Source organism: Paenibacillus thiaminolyticus, from assembly GCF_003591545.1.
Taxonomy (GTDB): domain Bacteria; phylum Bacillota; class Bacilli; order Paenibacillales; family Paenibacillaceae; genus Paenibacillus_B; species Paenibacillus_B thiaminolyticus_A.
On sequence record NZ_QYZD01000020.1, the window covers coordinates 1 to 16,386 of the forward strand.

Consider the following 16,386-nt stretch of genomic DNA (forward strand, 5'->3'; position numbering starts at 1 on the left):
CCGCGACCGGACTCTCACCGGCTAGATGATGCGTGCTTCGCTGGGCACGCTGAAATGCAGAAAGGGGCTGTCTCATGGTAGTTAAAAACGACTTATGAGACAGCCCCTTTCTTTATTTCTTCATGATTCGAATGTTCGCCACGCCCATTTACCGTAATTTACCTATTTAAAAACACTTAAATATTTCCGTTGAATAGATTTGTAGACTTCTAATCATATATTTCCAAATAGTTGGGAAGGAGGCATATATATAGATGGAAAATCGGATTTACATAGGAGTCATAGGAACATATCTTGTACATCAGGGGTGAGACGAGGATGGTAACACTTAAGAAGTGGGGCATTCGCATCGCGAATATGTCACTGCAAGTAAAGCTTCCGTTATTAATCAGCACCTTGGCGGTATGCATGTTGATCGGAACAAGTTCCATACTGTACTGGTACGGGTCCGACATGCTTTTGAAGGAAAGCAAGAACAACATGATTTTGAATGCCAACCGCATCGGTGAAGGTTTATGGTCGTCCGTGCAACTGGAGGAGCAGTCCGTTTATCTGGCGTCTATTAATCAGACATACCTCTCCTTGCTGCAGCTTCGGGCAGAGCATTCATTAATGGATGCCGATTTTTTCTCTGAACGCAATCCGCTTTTCACGAAGGCGAATAAGCTGATGGCTGATAGTCTCAAAATGAGCACGGGCAGTCTCATCGATAAGAACGGCATCATCATTGCGAGTTCGAACCGAGACAACATTGGAAGCAGCCGCACGGATCGAGCCTATTTCCAAGAGGCAATGAAAGGACAATCGTTCATCAGCGAGTCGATTGTATCCAAAAGTACCGGCAGTCAGGTGGTTGTGTTCGCACAACCTATCCTGGGGGACGGCGCGAATGTTGAAGGTGTGTTTATTATGACCGTAGACACCTCGTTTTTTGTAGACCAACTGAAGCATGTGGACAGCAATGAGCAAGGAAGCACCTTGGTCTTGGATCGCGAAGGCCGAACCATCTTCCACTCAGACAATGACTCTGCAATCGGGCAGATGGTAGAATCCGACAAGTTTACTACAGTCGTTCAGACTCCGGTTAAGGGGCAATTATCCCGAGGAGGTATTGAGGATCCGGAATACTTTATCCGTTATTCAAAAATTCCGAAAGCAGATTGGACAATTGTGGTACAAGACAGCTATAAGAACATTAATAAACCTCTTGATGATCTTTTCGCCAAAATATCGATCATTACGCTTGTTGCCCTATTGATATCCTTGGCGGTGGGTATCATCATCTCGCGTACGATTACGCGGCCAATCGCAAGACTAACCGACTTATTCAAGACATTGGCGTCCGGCGATCTTACCGTTGCCGCAACGGGCAACTACAAGAGCGAATTTAAAGAGTTGGCGGACAGCTTCACCGTCATGGTCGAACAAAATAAGAGCCTGATTTCCCAAATGAATCACTCAATCGAGCACTTGAACACAAGCACAAATGAATTGGATACCGCCTCCAAGCAAACGACGATATCCATTCAGGAAACATCGATTACGACCATGGAAATCGCCAAAGCTATAGAGTCCCAAGCGCTGGATACCGAGCAAATCGTAAATAAGTTCGGTGATCTCGGGGATAAAATTGCAGTTGTCAATCAATTGTCATCCGCTGTGAAGGATCGGACGGATTCCATTATTGAAGTCTTCCATAGTGGAAATGAAGTCGTGAATCAGTTGATCCATACCCATGGTGACAGTGAACAGGAAGTTGCTTCAATCGCAGCCATCACGGCCAAGCTGGAGGAAAGCTCCTTACGTATTGCCTCCATTACGGAAACCATTGGCAAGATTGCAAAGCAAACGAATTTGCTCGCCCTTAACGCCTCGATAGAAGCCGCGCGAGCTGGGGAGCATGGCAAAGGATTCGCCGTTGTCGCTTCCGAAGTAAGACAATTGGCTGAGCTATGTGCAAAGCAGTCAAGCGAGATCGAGGAAATCATAACAGACAACCTTAGCTTGGCGCAGGAGGCAAATGGATCAGTAAGAAGCCTTCAAGATGTATCTGCCAAGCAAAATCAATATGTTGACAATACGAAGCTGGCGTTTGAAGCCATTTTGAACAACGTTGTTGACATTACAGAGCAAATTAAGGGCATGGCCTACGAAATGGACAACATGAAGCGGGGCAAAGAAGATGTTATGGAGCTAGCTCAGAACTTGTCTGCCTCTGGCGAAGAAGTGTCCGCTTCGGTTGAGCAGGTAACCTCTACGATTCAAGTACAATCGGCTATGGTTCAACAGTTGGCCTCCATGATTGAAGAGATCGACGCATTGACCAAGCAGCTAAGAGAGGCTTCCTCGAAATTCAAAACCGAATAGAATGCAAAAATGGGGCTGTCCCAAAAGTCATTTGAAATGACTAGGGACGCCCCTTTTTCAAAAATTAAAACAAAAAAGAAACCGTTCTTTAGTAAAATGGGAGTGGATTTAGACGCTTCCTGCTTCGAGGGCTGTCGAAAATAAGCCTTGAGGTCGGGTGGCTTTCCCTCGCCGCAATCCCCTTCTCTTATAAAGACGGAAGCAGCCGGATAATGGCGTTCGCCGTCTCTTCAATCGCTTTGTCGGCTACATCGAATACATGGCAATTCCATTTGTCGGCCAGCATGGCCGCATAATCCAGCTCCTCCTGTATCCGCTCGGCAGAGCAATACATGGAGCTATGCGGCAGGCCCAGATTCTTCAGCCTCTCTTCCCGGATGCGCAGCAGACGCTCGGCTGGCATCGTCAGCATGAAGATGCGCTCGCCCGGCATCCGGTAGATTTCCTGCGGCGGCTTCACTTCCGGCGACAACGGAATATTAGCGACTTTGTAGCCCTTGTGGCTCAAAAAGACGCTCAGCGGCGTCTTCGAGGTGCGGGAAGGGCCAATCAGCACGATATCCGCTTCGGCAATCGCCGTCGTATCCTTTCCGTCATCACATTTGACCGTGAATTCAATGGCCTCCATGCGGCGAAAATAATCGTCATCCATCGTATGAAGCAATCCGGGCTGACGCTTCGGAGAGTCGTTGAACGTATCGATGAATGCTTGCATCATCGGTCCCATAATATCGACCGCGCGCACGCCGAGCCGAATCGCTTCTTCCTTCATCATTTCCCGAAGCTCGGGCTGCACCAGCGTATAGGCGACGAAGCCGCCTTCGCGACTCACCTGCTCCATCAACGCTCTAATTTCATCCTCTTGCTTCACATGGCTCTTCCGTTGAATAATAATTTCCTGTCCATGGAATTGTCGTGCTGCCGCCCGTACGACGGATTCAGCGGTATCTCCCAACGAATCGGAGCATACCGTCACAATGTATGGAGATTGTTGGCTCGATTCTCCCATGCTTGCGCTTCCCCTTCCCTTCCTTTACCTGCCCTTCGCCTGGCGAAGAAATACTTTCAGAATCGTCGTCTTGGATATCCGTCCAACGACCTCCCATTTGTCGTTGGACGCATCTCCACCCTGTACAACGACAGGCAGCGTATCGATATCATGCTCGTCCAGCTTTTTGGCGGCCTCGATAATCGAATCCTCCGGCTGCACGGTAATCAGCGGCGTGCGCGTCATCACGAAGCTGACGGGCATCGTCCCCGCCACCGCATTGCCGAGCGTTACCTTCAACAGATCTTTTCTTGAGACGACGCCAAGCAGCATCCCCTCGTCATCAGCTACAATCAAACTTCCTACATTCTCCAAAAATAAATTGACTACGGCATCATGAACAGTGGAAGTGTCCCGGACGATGATGGGCATGCTCTGGACGTCCTGTACTCGAATGTTCAATGGCTCGCTTGGAGCGCCTGCCGTAATGTTTCCCGGGAAATAACCGACCTTCGGCTTGGCATCCAAATATCCCAGCATAACAAGCACGGAAAGATCAGAACGAATCGTCGGCCGGCTGATCCCGAGCTGCTCTGCGATCTGCTCGCCGGTAATCGGCGCGGACCGTTGCACGAGCTGGACGATTTCTGATTGGCGCGGCGTAAGTTGAATGGCGCATCCCCCCTTTTTCCTTCGACAAAATTCATGTTCATGCGCATCTTCATTCCCTACATTGTACTGCAATTCGACATCTTCCATCAATGCCCGACAGAAGAGACGATCTTCACCGCCAGGCAGGAAGATCGTCTCCATGGCTTAATAAGGGGAGAATGAGCATCTCCATACGATATCCGCATCCGTAATCCGCTCATCTTCATCTACCCCCGCTTCATCGCCCGTAATCCAAAGACCGACTAACGGGCCGCTTCGCTTGGCCGTCTCGCCCATAATCTGCTCGGCGGCAGAGCGGGCCATATGGACATGCTTCTCCCATGCCTCCGATTGATAGGGGAGCATCACGGTGACATGAGCTTTGCTGCCGTTCCGGTAACAACGATCGACGGCCCGGAACAGCGCTTCCGCCTGCATGTCTATCCAATCCGGCACGACGTCCGAGATGAAGGCCGGCTTCCGGTCCTCATCGGCAAGTAACCATTCCTTCCAGCGGCGCAGCACGAACCACTGCTGGTTCACCTTCTCAAGGCTGCGTCCTTCTGATTCCGCAGCCAGGCGCTGCAGCACTTCCATCCGCTGCTCGATATCCGTCAGGCTCGGGAGCGCTTCCTTCAAGCGGGCATCCGCCAGTATGATATATAGATGCACGGGGCGTGATGATGAGGCCGCCTTGATGGAGGACTCATATTCTGACGTCATGAACGGAACCAGCTTGTCAAGAGCGGCGCTTCGCTCAGACGCATTGGCCGCCTGCAGCATCTCCCTCACCAGCCGGATTCGCTCCGGCGTCAAGAGCGGCTCCGAACCCGAGGTGAGCAAAATGTGAGCGGCTTCCTGGCTGAGCGCTACATGAATGTCTGAACGCTTCCAGCAGCGCATGACCGTGCGGCTGAACGCTGCTCTCTGCCCTGAACTGTCTTCATCCCATATGTGTCCCCATGCGGAACCGGTGCGGCGAATGAGGCGAAAATACGCTGCCTGTCCGCCCTCGCTCCATTCCGCTTCCTGATGCCATGCCGGCTGCGCACTAGACTTCAAGGTACTGTACCTCTCTTTCCGATGCCGCATCCTCGTGACAGCCATGTGATTTGCAGTCCATGTAATAGACCGTTACCCGTTCCGTATCTTGTTCTGCGATAAACCGGTTGCATTGTTTGCATAGAATGACGCCCAATAGCGGCTTGCATTGGGTTTGTTCCATCACACTCATCCACCTCTCCTTAGTCATCGTGACGGGTATCCTAACGCGATGCATTATGGTGTCATTAATGACGGTGATCGCGGAAGCCTCTGGCTGATACCCTATAAATATGACGGCATAAACCATCATATTCTTGCAACAATTCGTTTGACTGGACAAAATAACGGATTGCTTTTCCATATTATATATCATATTATTTAATAACACACAATATTTAATTATTTAATACGTCATATTCAGGAGTGGTGAAGAAGTATGGATCGTCAATTAAGTTTGGAATGTGTTCGCGTGACCGAAGCGGCGGCATTGGCATCGGCGCAATGGGTTGGCAGGGGGCGTTCCGATGAGGCGGATGACGCGGCGACCCGCATGATGCGCAGCATGTTCGCTTCGGTTCCGATTCAAGGTATGGTCGTTATCGGGGAGGGCGAAATGGACGAGGCCCCGATGCTCGCCATCGGAGAATCGGTCGGATCCGGCGAAGGCTCGGAGGCGGATGTCGCGGTAGACCCCGTCGAAGGCACGGAATTGGTCGCCAAAGGATTGAACGGAGCATTATCCGTCATCGCTATTGCTGACCGGGGACAGCTCCTTCATGCACCCGATATGTATATGCGCAAGCTGGCCTGCGGACCGCGGCTAAGAGGTCATCTTCATCTGGATGATCCGCTTGAATGGACGGTCCGGAAGGCGGCCACCGTCTTGGGGCGCGAGATATCGGAGTTGACGGTGTCCATTCTCGATCGGGAACGCCATGCCACCGAGATCGCCGCCCTGCGGCGCGCCGGCGTCCGGCTGAAGCTGCTCGAGGCCGGCGATGTGGCAGGCGCGCTGGCCACGGCCTTCTCGGAGTCCGGCGTCGATCTGTATGTCGGCTCGGGCGGCGCCCCGGAAGGCGTCTTGGCCGCAGCCGCTCTGCGCTGCATGGGCGGAGAAATGCAGGCTCGTCTTATGCCGGCTGGCGAAGACGAATGGAACCGGTGCCTGGCGATGGGAGTTCACCCTCCCGATCGGCTGCTGCATACGGAGGATCTGTGCGGGCGCGGCGATGTCATCTTCGCGGCGACCGGGATCACGCCGGGAGATGTGCTGCAAGGAGTGCGGAACACATCGGGCAATTACGCGGAGACGCATTCGCTCGTGCTGCGCTCGAAGACCGGAACGCTGCGCTTCGTCCGAACGCTGCACGCGATGGATCCCTGCTCCCTGCAGCCGGATGCCGTTATCCCGGAGGTCGCGTCGGCCTCGGCAGACAGACGCTCCGATGTGATATAGATGGCGGCGCTCCTCATCACGCCTTCGAATCACGAAGAAGGGTATCCCTGCGCCCTTAAGCGCCGAATACCCTTCTTGCTGTCTCTAGGCTTCATCATCATCCGCCCGCCGCTTGGCGCGCTTGAGACGGAACAAGAGCACAAGCGCAAACCCGCCCGCCGCGGCGGCTCCCTTGAAGCTCCAAGCCGTCGCGCCCAGCCAGAGCGGGATCAGCAGGACGATGGCGCAGCTTAGATGGATGGCTGTGCTCATGCGCAGCGCCGCCTCATGCCGGGCGTTAGGCGGCAGGGGATAAATGCTTCGCATGACATCATGCCGGTGATACGTGAACAAGGTATGAAGCTGGGCTCCGATAATGAGCAGGAGCAGCCCGTAGGCCGCTGCGCTCCAGACGGAGTCCCGCACCCAAAATAAGGCGAGCAGGCCGATGACGGTGAGGCGCATCAGAATGCCCAGCAGCTCGCTGTGGGCGAATGTCTTCGCCAGCAAATACCGGTAAGCGGCATGAGGCCGGTAGGCATGGCGATCGCCGAACCGCTTCAGCCAAGGCCGCATATACCGGCGCTCTTCCGTGACGGCAATGTCGACGAAGTTCGAAAGGAACAGAAAGACCCGGCTCGTATGAACCCGCTCCGTCTCGATGTGGCGCTCCCATGGAAAACGGAGCCTGCTCCGGGAAAGCGCCCAGCCGATATAGCCTAGTCCCGCCGCTCCCGTAACCAGCGCTGCAGCCGGAACGTTCAGCCACAGCCAGCTCGCCAGGGATCCCCAGACCCAAGCATAGCGAAGCCATTGGCCCGCTCTGCGGAGAGACGGATCGCTCATCTGCCGTTCGGCCCAGCTGCCGGCGGCAACGACAGACTTCAACAATATAATCACCGCTAGCATCAGCGCAAAATGCTTCGGCTGCGCATCCGCCCGATGGTACAACGGCCACAGCACGGTCCATACCGCCAGCGGCAGCAGCATTCTCGGGATAAGACTGTAACGGATGCTTCGCTTCATGTAATCGGCCATCCGTCCTTCCACCCGGAGCAGGAAGACCAGATCCGGCGGCTCCAGGAACGTACGGTAGGTCATGTAAGCCGTCGCCGGCGCGACCAGAAGCAGCACCAGCTCGCGAACCGGAAAGCCAGACGGAATATGATCCAAATAGTTGGCGTAAAAAGCCGTCCCGGTGATAAATCCCAATACAAGAACTATGGCCAGTCCGCTCTGCGCGACATACCCTAAATAGGGAATCACTTGCCTCCAAAACCGCTGCCGTCGCTCCTGCCATAACCGGGCGGCCTCGAACATCGCGGCTCCGTCCGCTTCCCGGGTTATCCGTTCCATGGACGATCACCGCCCTCCTGCACACCGGTCACCCACGTATAGAAGAGATCCTCCAGCCGTTCTTCTGCAGGCCGTCCGGATTGGCCGCTCCACTGCTTCCGCAGCTCCTCCCGACTGCCCGCGCCCAGCACTCTTCCTTGGTGCAGCAGGACGAAGGCGTCGCAATAATGCTCGATCGTGGACAAAATATGCGAGCTGACGAGCAGCGCCGCCCCTTCTTCCTTGACGCTCTTCATATATTGAAGCAGCGAACGGATGCCGAGCGGATCAAGGCCAAGGAACGGCTCGTCAATGATATAGAGCGGAGGGCGAACCGCAAATGCGCACATCAGCATCGTCTTCTGCTTCATGCCCTTGGATAGATGCTGAGCCGCCTTATCCAGATGAGGCTCCATCTGGAACAACTGCGCAAGCTCGGCCACCCGCTGCTCGAAGCGGGCCTTGTCCACCCCGTAAGCGGTCGCCGTCCAGACCAGATGCTCGCGTACGGTTAAGGCGTCATACAGCAGCGGCGACTCGGGAACATACGCCAATGCCGCCCGGTACTGCTCCGGCGCTTCAGCGAGCGTGCGGCCCTGCAGCGTCACCTTGCCGGACTGCGGCTCAAGCAGCCCAAGAATATGCTTCATCGTCGTGCTCTTGCCGGCGCCGTTCAGCCCGATCAACCCGATCATCTGGCCGGCTTCGACCGTGAAGTTAATATCGTGGAGAACCGGTCGGCCGACACTATAGCCGCCGGTCAACCGCTCAATATGTAATAAAGATTCCATATATCGTCACCTCACAGCCTATTATACCGGACACGGAGAGGGGATGCGAACCCCACGGTATCATGCGGGCGCTGACGGAAGCTTTGTCTGCAGCTTCGGCTTCGGCTCGGGACACGCTCCGGGTAAGCTCGGGGCACGATCGGGGTACGCGTGGGATATGCGCTGGACACGCTTGAGACACGATCTTAAGCGCGGGGACCACGGCAGTATCCCGCTGCCCGGCTCCTTACTCGCTTTCGGCCGTTCCTTCCTTGTCCTCTTGCGCCGCCGAGCCTGCGTCTTTCCCGCTATGCTTCGCGGCCTCCCGCTTCATCTCCGCCGCCTCCCGCGCCTGCTGGAGGGCCGCATTGCCTTCGGTCTCGATGACAGCCACGGCTTCCTCCGCAGACTTTCCGTTCTCGACCATCGCCTTCAATTCCTTAATGATTAGATTCGAAAAGGCCATGCGGAAACCGTCCGGGAGATTCACGTTCGAGCCCCCCCATACGGACCCGCCCGAAGCTTTTGGACGCAGCATATAGAAGGCTTCCGTGCTTTTGCCGTCCACTTCTTTCATCGCGTCCACCCTTGTCGGCAGTTGGCCCCGGAAGGAACGGGAAGCGGCCTTCGCCATCTCCGGGCCGTTCACGAACTTCACGAACTCCCAAGCCGCCCGCTTGTTCGGGGAATCGGCCGCGATCGCATAGATAGAGTCCAACACCGTAAAGGCAGATTCCTCCGGCGCAGCCGGATCGACGGGCGCCGTAACGAAGTCCCAATTGATTTCTTCGATGCCGCTGTCATACTTCGGCCGGTTCCGAAGATCGCTCATGAGCCAGCTCGATCCGAACATCATCGCGACTTTGCCCTTGAAGAACTGCTCGGTCTGCAAAAAATACATCGTATTTTCTTTTTCCGGCTCCAGAGAAGCCGTATAGAGCGCTTTGCCGCGAATCGCCTTGGCTGTCACCTCCATCGCTTCCTTCCAGCCGTCCGTATTGAAGGTGATCTTCTCCCCCTTCGCGTCGAACACCCGGAGCGACGAGCTGTTTGCCACATTAAAAAGCATCCCTTCGACTTGACCAAATTCATCGGACAAACCATAAATCTGATCGTCCCCGGAACCGATGCCCGCGAAGCGGCTCGACAATTCGAGCAGTTCTTTCCAGCTCATCTTATTGCGCGGCGGGTCAATCTGATGTTCTCTGAACAGATCGGCGTTATAGTAGACGACCGAGGCATTAAAGTATGGAGCCAAGCCGTATAACGAGCCGCCGCCGCGTTCCCGAAGCATATCGACGAGCCCGGGCATATATCCGTCAAGATTGACTTTCTCCTGCTCGATCACCGTGTCCAGATTGTACAGCTTCCCTTCCTGCGCAAGCTTCTCGAAGCTGTCCGAACCCGTCATAATGACATCCGGCTTGTGTTTCTCGATAAACTTGAGATATTCCTCCTCATAGCTCGTCCCGTTTTCCTGCATATCCTGATAGATTGTGCCCGTGTTGATGACCTCGAATTCAATATTGGGATACTTCACATTGAAGTTGTTCCCGTAATCGCTATAAAAGCTGCCCTCGTCATAATAGAGTACTTTAAGTTTCCCCTTGCCCTCGGAATCCAGCTCTTCAAGCGCGGGCTCCCCGCCGAAGCACCCCCCCAGCAAAGAAATCACAGCAAGCAGCAGTATGACAACCTTCCATTTCTTTCTCAATCCGTTCTCCTCCTTTTCGTTACAAGAAGCAAGTATATCGGTGCTTTCCGCATCATTCAACCAAATAAAGGAAATCTTAATCAAATCGATAGGAGATGTTAAGAACTATTAAGGAATCTGCAATCGTTCCGCTCCGGCCTTGATCGGGTCTACTTCATTCCGGCATTCGCCGTCTCCGCCTTACTCGCTTCCCGCGCTTGCTCGAGGAGAGCGTTGCCCTCCCGCGCCAGCTTCTCGAAGCTGTCTGAACCGACCATAATGACATCCGGCTTATGTTTCTCCACCAATTTGAGATACTCTTCCTCATAGGTCGTTCCGTTTTCTTTCATATACTTTTGGATTGGGCCCCCAGTTCTTCAAGCGCGGGCTTCTCGGCAAAGCAGCCCCCGAGCAAAGCAATCGCAATCAGCAGCAGAATGGCTGCCTTCCATTTCTGTCTCAATTCCTTCTCCTCCCTTTCATTCCAGAGCAAGTATATCGGCCGCTCCCATTCGAATCAACCAGAAAAAGGAAATCTTAAGCGAATCGATAAGTGAATGTTAAGAATATTAATGAATCTCCACTCGTTCCCGCTCTCTCTTGAAGCATTCCTGTCTGCCGAAAAAAAAGACCGCCGATTTAGGTCAGCGGCCTCGGATCCAGCCTTCACTATCTTTACTTCTTCGCGACGTTCTCCTGCGCTTTCTCCCGCGCCTTCTCTGCCTCCGCCTTCTCTCTCTCCCGCTCTTGCTTGAGGATAGCGTTGCCTTCTTCGTCGATCTCGGCAACGGCGGCTTCGGCCGGTTTATTGTTCTCGATCATGTCTCTCAGTTCCTGCTTAATCAGGTTCGTGAAGTTCCAGTAGAAGCCCAGCGGGATCTTTACGTTCGGTCCGCCCCATATCGTTCCGCTCGTTGCCCTCGGTCTCAGCATAAAGAAAGGCTCCAGACTCTTGCCGTCCACTTCTTTCATGTGCTCCCCTCTTGTCGGCAGCTCGTCCCGCAAGTCCCGCAAGGAACGGGAAGCGGCCTTCGCCCTCTCTGGACCGTTCACATACTTCACGAATTCCCAGGCCGCCCGCTTGTTCGGAGAATCGGCCAGGATAGCGAATTCGTCGTGAAGAGACACATACTGTGATTGATCCGGATTCCCCGGATCGACAGGGGCGGTCACGATGCCCCAATCGATTGAGCTTGCTTCTTTATCATAATTCGGATACTCCCTAAGCTCGTGCATAAACCAGGGCGTTCCGAGCACCATCGCGACCTTACCTTTGAAGAAATTCTGGGTATGTGCAGCTTCAATCTCACCATAGCGAAAGCGCGGTTCCAACAGCGTAGTAAAAAACCGCATTGCCGCGTATTGCATTGGCTGTCAGCTCCATCACTTCCTTCCAACCGTCCGTACTGAACGTGATTTTTTCCCCTTTCGCATCGAACAGCCGCAACGACAAGCTCTCGGCCACATCAAAAAAAATGCTGTCGACTCGTCCGTACTGATTAACCAACTCGTAGATCGGATCGTCTTCGGAACCGTATTCCGCAAACCGGCTCGCCAGTTCGATAAGCTCCTTCCAGCTCATCCTATTGCGCGGCAGTTCAATGTGATGCTCTCGGAACAGATCAGCATTATAGAAAATGACCGAGGTCGAAAAGTACGGCGCCAGGCCGTATAGCGAGCCGCCCCCGCGTTCCCGCAGCAAATCGACGAACCTAGGCAAATAGCCGTCAAGATCGAACTTCTCCTGTTCGATAATCGCCACCAAATTGTATAGCTTGCCTTCCTCCGCCAGATTATCGAACAGGTCGCGTCTGCTCACAATCAGAACATCCGGCTTGTTCTTCTCGATATGCTTGATATATTCTTCCTCATAGGTCGTGCCGTTGGCCTGCATTTCCCGGCTGATTGGAGCGGTACTCACCACCTCCAGCTCAATATTGGGTAGCTCAAATTAAATGGGTTGCCAAATTCCTTAAAGAAACTGTCCTCGTCATAATAGAGAACTTTGATTTTTCCCTTGCCCACCGGACCCAGCTCTTCGAGCACCGGCTTTTCGGCGAAGCAGCCCCCAAGCATAGAAATCACCGCAAGCAGCAAAATGGCCGTCTTCCATTTCTGTTTCAATCCGTACTCCTCCCTTTCATTCCAGCCCAAAGTATAGCGGCCGTCCCCAGACTCTTCAACCAGATAAAGGAAAAGTTAAGCGAATCGATCAGTGAATGTTAAGAATCTTAAGAATCTCCATTCGTTCCTGTGTCCTGTTGGACTGTCCTTGCCTTCCGAAAAAAGACCGCCGGTTCTGCCCGGCGGCCGTTCGAATGTTCTACCCTATTGGCTGATGTCCTCTTTCGTAAGGCGGCGCGCTTTCTTCTCTTCCCTGACCTTCCGAAGAACGGCTTCGCCACTTTCCGTCTACACCGCAGCGGCGGCTTCATCCACTGTTTTCTTATTGCTGATCAAGGATCTCCCGCAGCCGCAGCAAATAGAAAGCTTCCATGCTTTTGCCGTCGATCTCCTCGACAAGATGGATCCTGGTCGGCAGAGTTTCCATCGTCTTCCGGGAGTTGGCCTTGGCCATGTCCAGCCCGTTCACGATCTTCAGCAGCGGCTGGTCCGGCTCCCCGTGTCGTTCATAGAAGCCCGCAACCTTGTTCTCGCCCAAATTGACGCCTTTGAAGTGGCTTGACAACTCCAGCAGCTCTTCCCAGCTCATCTGGTGGCGCGGCGGATCGATATGATACTGCCGGAACAGAGCGGCGTTGTAATAGCTGGCGCTCGTGCTGAATTCAGGTGCCCATCCATATAAAGCAGTGAAATGCTGCGTGGATGCAGCAATTTCTGCTCTTTAAGCCGCTATTTGATGAAATTCCTGCAAAAGTACATTATCTTTATCGATTTTTGTGTTTTTATCGATTGGATGGTCAGAAATTGATGCCATTTTGCAGGATTACCTGTAACGGGGTACATGTCATAAAGAAAAAGTGCATTTTTACAGTTTTCGGCGAGTCGAGCTTAGAGAATCAAGGGGGACTGTCTCACTGTAGTGAAATACTACTTTTTTGGGCCCCCTGAATATCGGCTCCGTTCGTTCGGGTTGCTATTTTCCCTGCTGTTTCTTTTCAGCCTCCTGGGCCGCTTTGTCCGCTTCCCGGCCCTTCTGGAGCGCGGCTTCCCCTTCTGCCTGGATGGCGGCGGCGGCTTCATCCACCGTCTTCTTGTTGTCTATTACGGCATTCAGTTCCTTACTCAGGATCATTCTGAAATCCATGTGGAACGTTGATGGGATATCCGTATTCGGTCCGCCCCACATCGATTCGTACTTCACCTTCGGACGCAGTGCATAGAAGGCCTCCGTGCTTTTACCGTCGATTTCCTTCATGAATTGGTTCCTTGTCGGAAGGTTGCCGTCCATCGAACGGGAGGCTGCCTTGGCCATTTCCGGCCCGTTCACGAATTTGACGAACTCCCACGCCGCCCGCTTGTTCGGCGAATCCGCCGCGATGGCATAGACTTCGTTCAGACTCGCGTACGAAGACTCGTCAGGAGACGCCGGATCGACAGGCGCGGATACCATACCCCAGTCGATGTTCTTGGAATCTTTATCCCACATGGCACGGTTCTTGATTTGGGATATGAACCATGGGCCCTCCATAATCATCGCGGCCCTGCCTTTGAAAAAGAGATCATCATCTGACGAAAATGTTCGAGCATTCCCCTCATCCCTCGGTTGGGTGTATACTCCCTTGTTCCGGATCGCGTCCGTTGTCACCTTCACCAACTGTTTCCACCCGTCCGTATTGAAGACGAGCTTCTCCCCTCTGGCGTCAAAAAACCGCAGCGAGGAAACGTTCGCCACATCCAACAGCAGTTCTTGAGGGTCTCCTCCATAGCGCTGATAGTAGCCATAGACTTGATTTTCGCCTGAGCCGACGCCGGCGAAGCGGCTCGACAGGTCGAGCACCTCCTGCCAGGTCATTTTGTTGCGCGGCGGTTCGATGTTATGCTCCCGGAACAGCTCGGCATTATAATAAATGACATTAGAATAGAAATACGGAGCCAGTCCGTACAAGGAACCGCCGCCATGTTCCCGAATCATGTCGACAAGGCCCGGCATATACCCTTCTAAATCGAATTTTTCCTGGGCGATGACGGAATCCAGATTATACAGCTTGCCTTCTTGGGCCAGCTTCTCCATCATTTCCAAATCGATCATCAACACATCCGGCTTGTGCTTCTCCAGAAACTTCATTCGCTCTGCTTCATAATCAACATCTTCTTTGTCCTGCATGTCCCGGTACATTTCTTGCTGATTCACGATTTCAAATTCAATATCCGGATATTTCACATTGAAATAATTGCCGTATTGCCGATAAAAGCTATCTTCATCATAATAGACAACTTTGATTTTCCCCTTGCCGTCCTTCCCCAACTCCTCAAGTACTTGTTTCTCGCCGAAGCAGCCGCTGAGCATCGCAACGACCAGAGCCAACAGCAGAGCAATCTTCCATTTTTTAAGCAAAATAGATTCTCCTCCTTTACGAAATGAAAAGACCGCCAACTTGTGTCAGCGGCCATAAGTCATGTCTTGCATTCTATGCTGGTCAATCTCCTTCTGCTGTTCCAGCCTCCGCGCTGCCAGAGCCTTCTGTTTTATTATCCTCTGTCGCTTTGCTGCTTTCGCCTTTTGCTTTCTGTTCAGCCTCTTTGCGTGCTTTCTCCGCTTCTCTGGTCTTGTGCAGCTCTACCTCGCCTTCTGCCTGAACAGCGGCCGCCGCTTCATCCACCGTCTTCTTGTTGTCGATGACGGCCTGCAATTCCTTCGACAGGATGGAACCGAAGCTCGAATAGAATTCAGAAGGGATTGTGACGTTCGGCCCGCCCCACATCGAGCCGGATTCCGCCTTCGGCCGGAGCATATAGAACGCCTCCGTGCTTTTGCCGTCTACTTCCTTCATGAACTGCGTCCGTGTCGGCAGATCGCCTCTCATTGAACGGGAGGCCGCTTTGGCCATTTCCGGCCCGTTGACGAACTTCACGAACTCCCACGCCGCCCGCTTATTCGGGGAATCCGCCGCGATGACATAGATGTCGCTCAGACCTGCATATGCCGTTTCATCGGGAGAGGCCGGATCGACAGGCGCGGTTACCATGCCCCAATCGATTTTCTTCGACTCTTTATCCCACAAATGGCGATCCTTAATTTGGGATAAGAACCAGGAGTTTTCGAGAATCATTGCCGCCTTGCCTTTGAAAAAGAGATCGTCGTCTCCCCAAAATACCCGATCTTCATTATTGCTCGGCGGCATCGTATATACCGCCTTGTTCCGGATCGATTCGGTCTCCTGCTTCATCAACTGCTTCCACCCGTCCGTGTTGAATACGAGCTTCTCCCCCTTTGGGTCGAACAGACGGAGCGAGGAAGCTTGTGCCATATTATAGAACAGATTCTCTAGCGAACCGTAACGCTCATAGTAACCATAGATTTGATCCTCGCCTGAGCCAATGCCGGCGAAGCGGCTCGACAGGTCGAATATCTCCTGCCAGGTCATCTTGTTGCGCGGCAGTTCGATATTATGCTCCCGGAACAGCTCGGCATTATAATAAATGACACGAGTATAGAAATTCGGACTCAGTCCATACAGCGAACCGCCTCCTCTTTCCCGGATCATGTCAATCAGGCCTGGCATATACCCTTCCAGATCGAATTTTTCCTGGGCGATAACGGCATCCAGATTATACAGCTTGCCTTCCTGGACCAGCTTCTCCATATTCTCGAGATTGACCATCATTACATCGGGCTTATGCTTCTCCATGAACTTTAGCTGTTCCGCCTCGTAATCGACATTTTCCTTCCCTTCCAAGTCCTTATACATTTCATTCATGTTCACGACTTCAAATTCAATATCCGGGTATTTAACGTTAAAGTAATTGCCGTATTCACGATAAAAGCTATCTTCATCATAATAGACAACTTTAATTTTCCCCTTGCCGTCCTTACCCAACTCGTCAATCACTGGTTTCTCGCCGAAGCAGCCGCTGAGCATCGCAACGACCAGAGCCAACAGCAGAGCAATCTTCCATTTTTTAAGCAAAATAGATTCTC

16 protein-coding genes and 1 pseudogene are annotated in these 16,386 nt (G+C 53.1%); 3 read left to right on the forward strand and 14 right to left on the reverse strand.

Annotation, left to right across the window (positions count from 1 at the left end):
* Positions 1–318 precede the first annotated feature (318 nt).
* Both DQX05_RS19615 and DQX05_RS33455 read left to right on the forward strand, forming a co-directional pair.
* Entirely contained in the window at positions 319–2,367 is a 2,049-nt protein-coding gene (locus tag DQX05_RS19615) for a methyl-accepting chemotaxis protein (protein WP_119795171.1), read from the forward strand.
* A gap of 95 nt (positions 2,368–2,462) precedes the next feature.
* A pseudogene (locus tag DQX05_RS33455) lies at positions 2,463–2,540 on the forward strand (transposase); the annotation flags it as partial.
* Positions 2,541–2,554: 14 nt separating this feature from the next.
* Here DQX05_RS33455 and DQX05_RS19625 read toward each other — a convergent pair.
* From DQX05_RS19625 to DQX05_RS19640, 4 genes are read right to left on the reverse strand one after another with little or no spacing between them, the layout of a single operon-like run.
* Positions 2,555–3,376 (reverse strand): pyruvate, water dikinase regulatory protein, encoded by an 822-nt coding sequence (locus DQX05_RS19625; protein WP_119795172.1) that lies wholly within the window; start codon positions 3,374–3,376, stop codon positions 2,555–2,557.
* 24 nt (positions 3,377–3,400) lie between these two features.
* Complete coding sequence (locus DQX05_RS19630) at positions 3,401–4,114, reverse strand: helix-turn-helix transcriptional regulator (RefSeq protein ID WP_119795272.1); 714 nt, start codon at positions 4,112–4,114, stop codon at positions 3,401–3,403.
* A 57-nt stretch (positions 4,115–4,171) separates the two neighbouring features.
* Entirely contained in the window at positions 4,172–5,068 is an 897-nt protein-coding gene (locus DQX05_RS19635; protein WP_119795173.1) for a phosphoenolpyruvate protein kinase, read from the reverse strand.
* Positions 5,058–5,231 carry a GapA-binding peptide SR1P gene (locus tag DQX05_RS19640; RefSeq protein ID WP_087440908.1) on the reverse strand — a complete coding sequence of 58 codons (174 nt, stop codon included), beginning with the start codon at positions 5,229–5,231 and terminating at the stop codon, positions 5,058–5,060. Before DQX05_RS19640 ends, DQX05_RS19635 begins: the two co-directional genes overlap by 11 nt.
* A 255-nt stretch (positions 5,232–5,486) precedes the next feature.
* On the opposite strand from DQX05_RS19640, the gene glpX reads away from it, so the two are divergent.
* The gene (gene glpX / locus DQX05_RS19645) at positions 5,487–6,506 is read left to right on the forward strand and encodes a class II fructose-bisphosphatase (protein ID WP_119795174.1); all 1,020 of its coding nucleotides are present in this window, start codon (positions 5,487–5,489) and stop codon (positions 6,504–6,506) included.
* Between the two features lie 84 nt (positions 6,507–6,590).
* Here glpX and DQX05_RS19650 read toward each other — a convergent pair whose 3' ends face one another.
* From DQX05_RS19650 to DQX05_RS19685, 10 genes are all read right to left on the reverse strand, one after another.
* Complete coding sequence (locus DQX05_RS19650; RefSeq protein WP_119795176.1) at positions 6,591–7,841, reverse strand: ABC transporter permease; 1,251 nt, start codon at positions 7,839–7,841, stop codon at positions 6,591–6,593.
* Positions 7,829–8,611 carry an ABC transporter ATP-binding protein gene (locus tag DQX05_RS19655; RefSeq protein ID WP_119795177.1) on the reverse strand — a complete coding sequence of 261 codons (783 nt, stop codon included), beginning with the start codon at positions 8,609–8,611 and terminating at the stop codon, positions 7,829–7,831. The genes DQX05_RS19650 and DQX05_RS19655 overlap by 13 nt, the downstream gene beginning before the upstream one ends.
* 226 nt (positions 8,612–8,837) lie before the next feature.
* Positions 8,838–10,304, reverse strand: coding sequence for an ABC transporter substrate-binding protein (locus DQX05_RS19660; protein ID WP_119795179.1), 1,467 nt, complete (start codon positions 10,302–10,304; stop codon positions 8,838–8,840).
* A gap of 149 nt (positions 10,305–10,453) precedes the next feature.
* On the reverse strand, positions 10,454–10,591 hold the full coding sequence (locus DQX05_RS32360) for a hypothetical protein (RefSeq protein WP_259392124.1): 138 nt from the start codon (positions 10,589–10,591) through the stop codon (positions 10,454–10,456).
* 367 nt (positions 10,592–10,958) lie between these two features.
* On the reverse strand, positions 10,959–11,651 hold the full coding sequence (locus DQX05_RS32365; protein WP_259392125.1) for an extracellular solute-binding protein: 693 nt from the start codon (positions 11,649–11,651) through the stop codon (positions 10,959–10,961).
* Complete coding sequence (locus DQX05_RS32370) at positions 11,590–12,204, reverse strand: ABC transporter substrate-binding protein (protein WP_259392126.1); 615 nt, start codon at positions 12,202–12,204, stop codon at positions 11,590–11,592. The genes DQX05_RS32365 and DQX05_RS32370 overlap by 62 nt, the downstream gene beginning before the upstream one ends.
* Entirely contained in the window at positions 12,201–12,407 is a 207-nt protein-coding gene (locus DQX05_RS32375; RefSeq protein WP_259392127.1) for a hypothetical protein, read from the reverse strand. The genes DQX05_RS32370 and DQX05_RS32375 overlap by 4 nt, the downstream gene beginning before the upstream one ends.
* Positions 12,408–12,729: 322 nt before the next feature.
* Positions 12,730–12,996, reverse strand: coding sequence for a hypothetical protein (locus DQX05_RS19675; RefSeq protein ID WP_119795180.1), 267 nt, complete (start codon positions 12,994–12,996; stop codon positions 12,730–12,732).
* Positions 12,997–13,380: 384 nt separating this feature from the next.
* Positions 13,381–14,802: an ABC transporter substrate-binding protein gene (locus DQX05_RS19680; protein WP_119795182.1), complete on the reverse strand. Its 1,422-nt coding sequence runs from the start codon at positions 14,800–14,802 to the stop codon at positions 13,381–13,383.
* 82 nt (positions 14,803–14,884) lie between these two features.
* Entirely contained in the window at positions 14,885–16,375 is a 1,491-nt protein-coding gene (locus DQX05_RS19685; protein WP_119795183.1) for an extracellular solute-binding protein, read from the reverse strand.
* Positions 16,376–16,386: the final 11 nt, after the last annotated feature.

Coding starts and splice junctions, on each gene's coding strand:
- DQX05_RS32365 (WP_259392125.1), bottom strand. CDS start 11,651: ATGCAATACGCGGCAATGCGGTTTTTTACTACGCTGTTGGAACCGCGC.
- DQX05_RS19675 (WP_119795180.1), bottom strand. CDS start 12,996: ATGAGCTGGGAAGAGCTGCTGGAGTTGTCAAGCCACTTCAAAGGCGTC.
- DQX05_RS19655 (WP_119795177.1), bottom strand. CDS start 8,611: ATGGAATCTTTATTACATATTGAGCGGTTGACCGGCGGCTATAGTGTC.
- DQX05_RS19640 (WP_087440908.1), bottom strand. CDS start 5,231: ATGGAACAAACCCAATGCAAGCCGCTATTGGGCGTCATTCTATGCAAA.
- DQX05_RS19615 (WP_119795171.1), top strand. CDS start 319: ATGGTAACACTTAAGAAGTGGGGCATTCGCATCGCGAATATGTCACTG.
- DQX05_RS19625 (WP_119795172.1), bottom strand. CDS start 3,376: ATGGGAGAATCGAGCCAACAATCTCCATACATTGTGACGGTATGCTCC.
- DQX05_RS19650 (WP_119795176.1), bottom strand. CDS start 7,841: ATGGAACGGATAACCCGGGAAGCGGACGGAGCCGCGATGTTCGAGGCC.
- glpX (WP_119795174.1), top strand. CDS start 5,487: ATGGATCGTCAATTAAGTTTGGAATGTGTTCGCGTGACCGAAGCGGCG.
- DQX05_RS19630 (WP_119795272.1), bottom strand. CDS start 4,114: ATGGAAGATGTCGAATTGCAGTACAATGTAGGGAATGAAGATGCGCAT.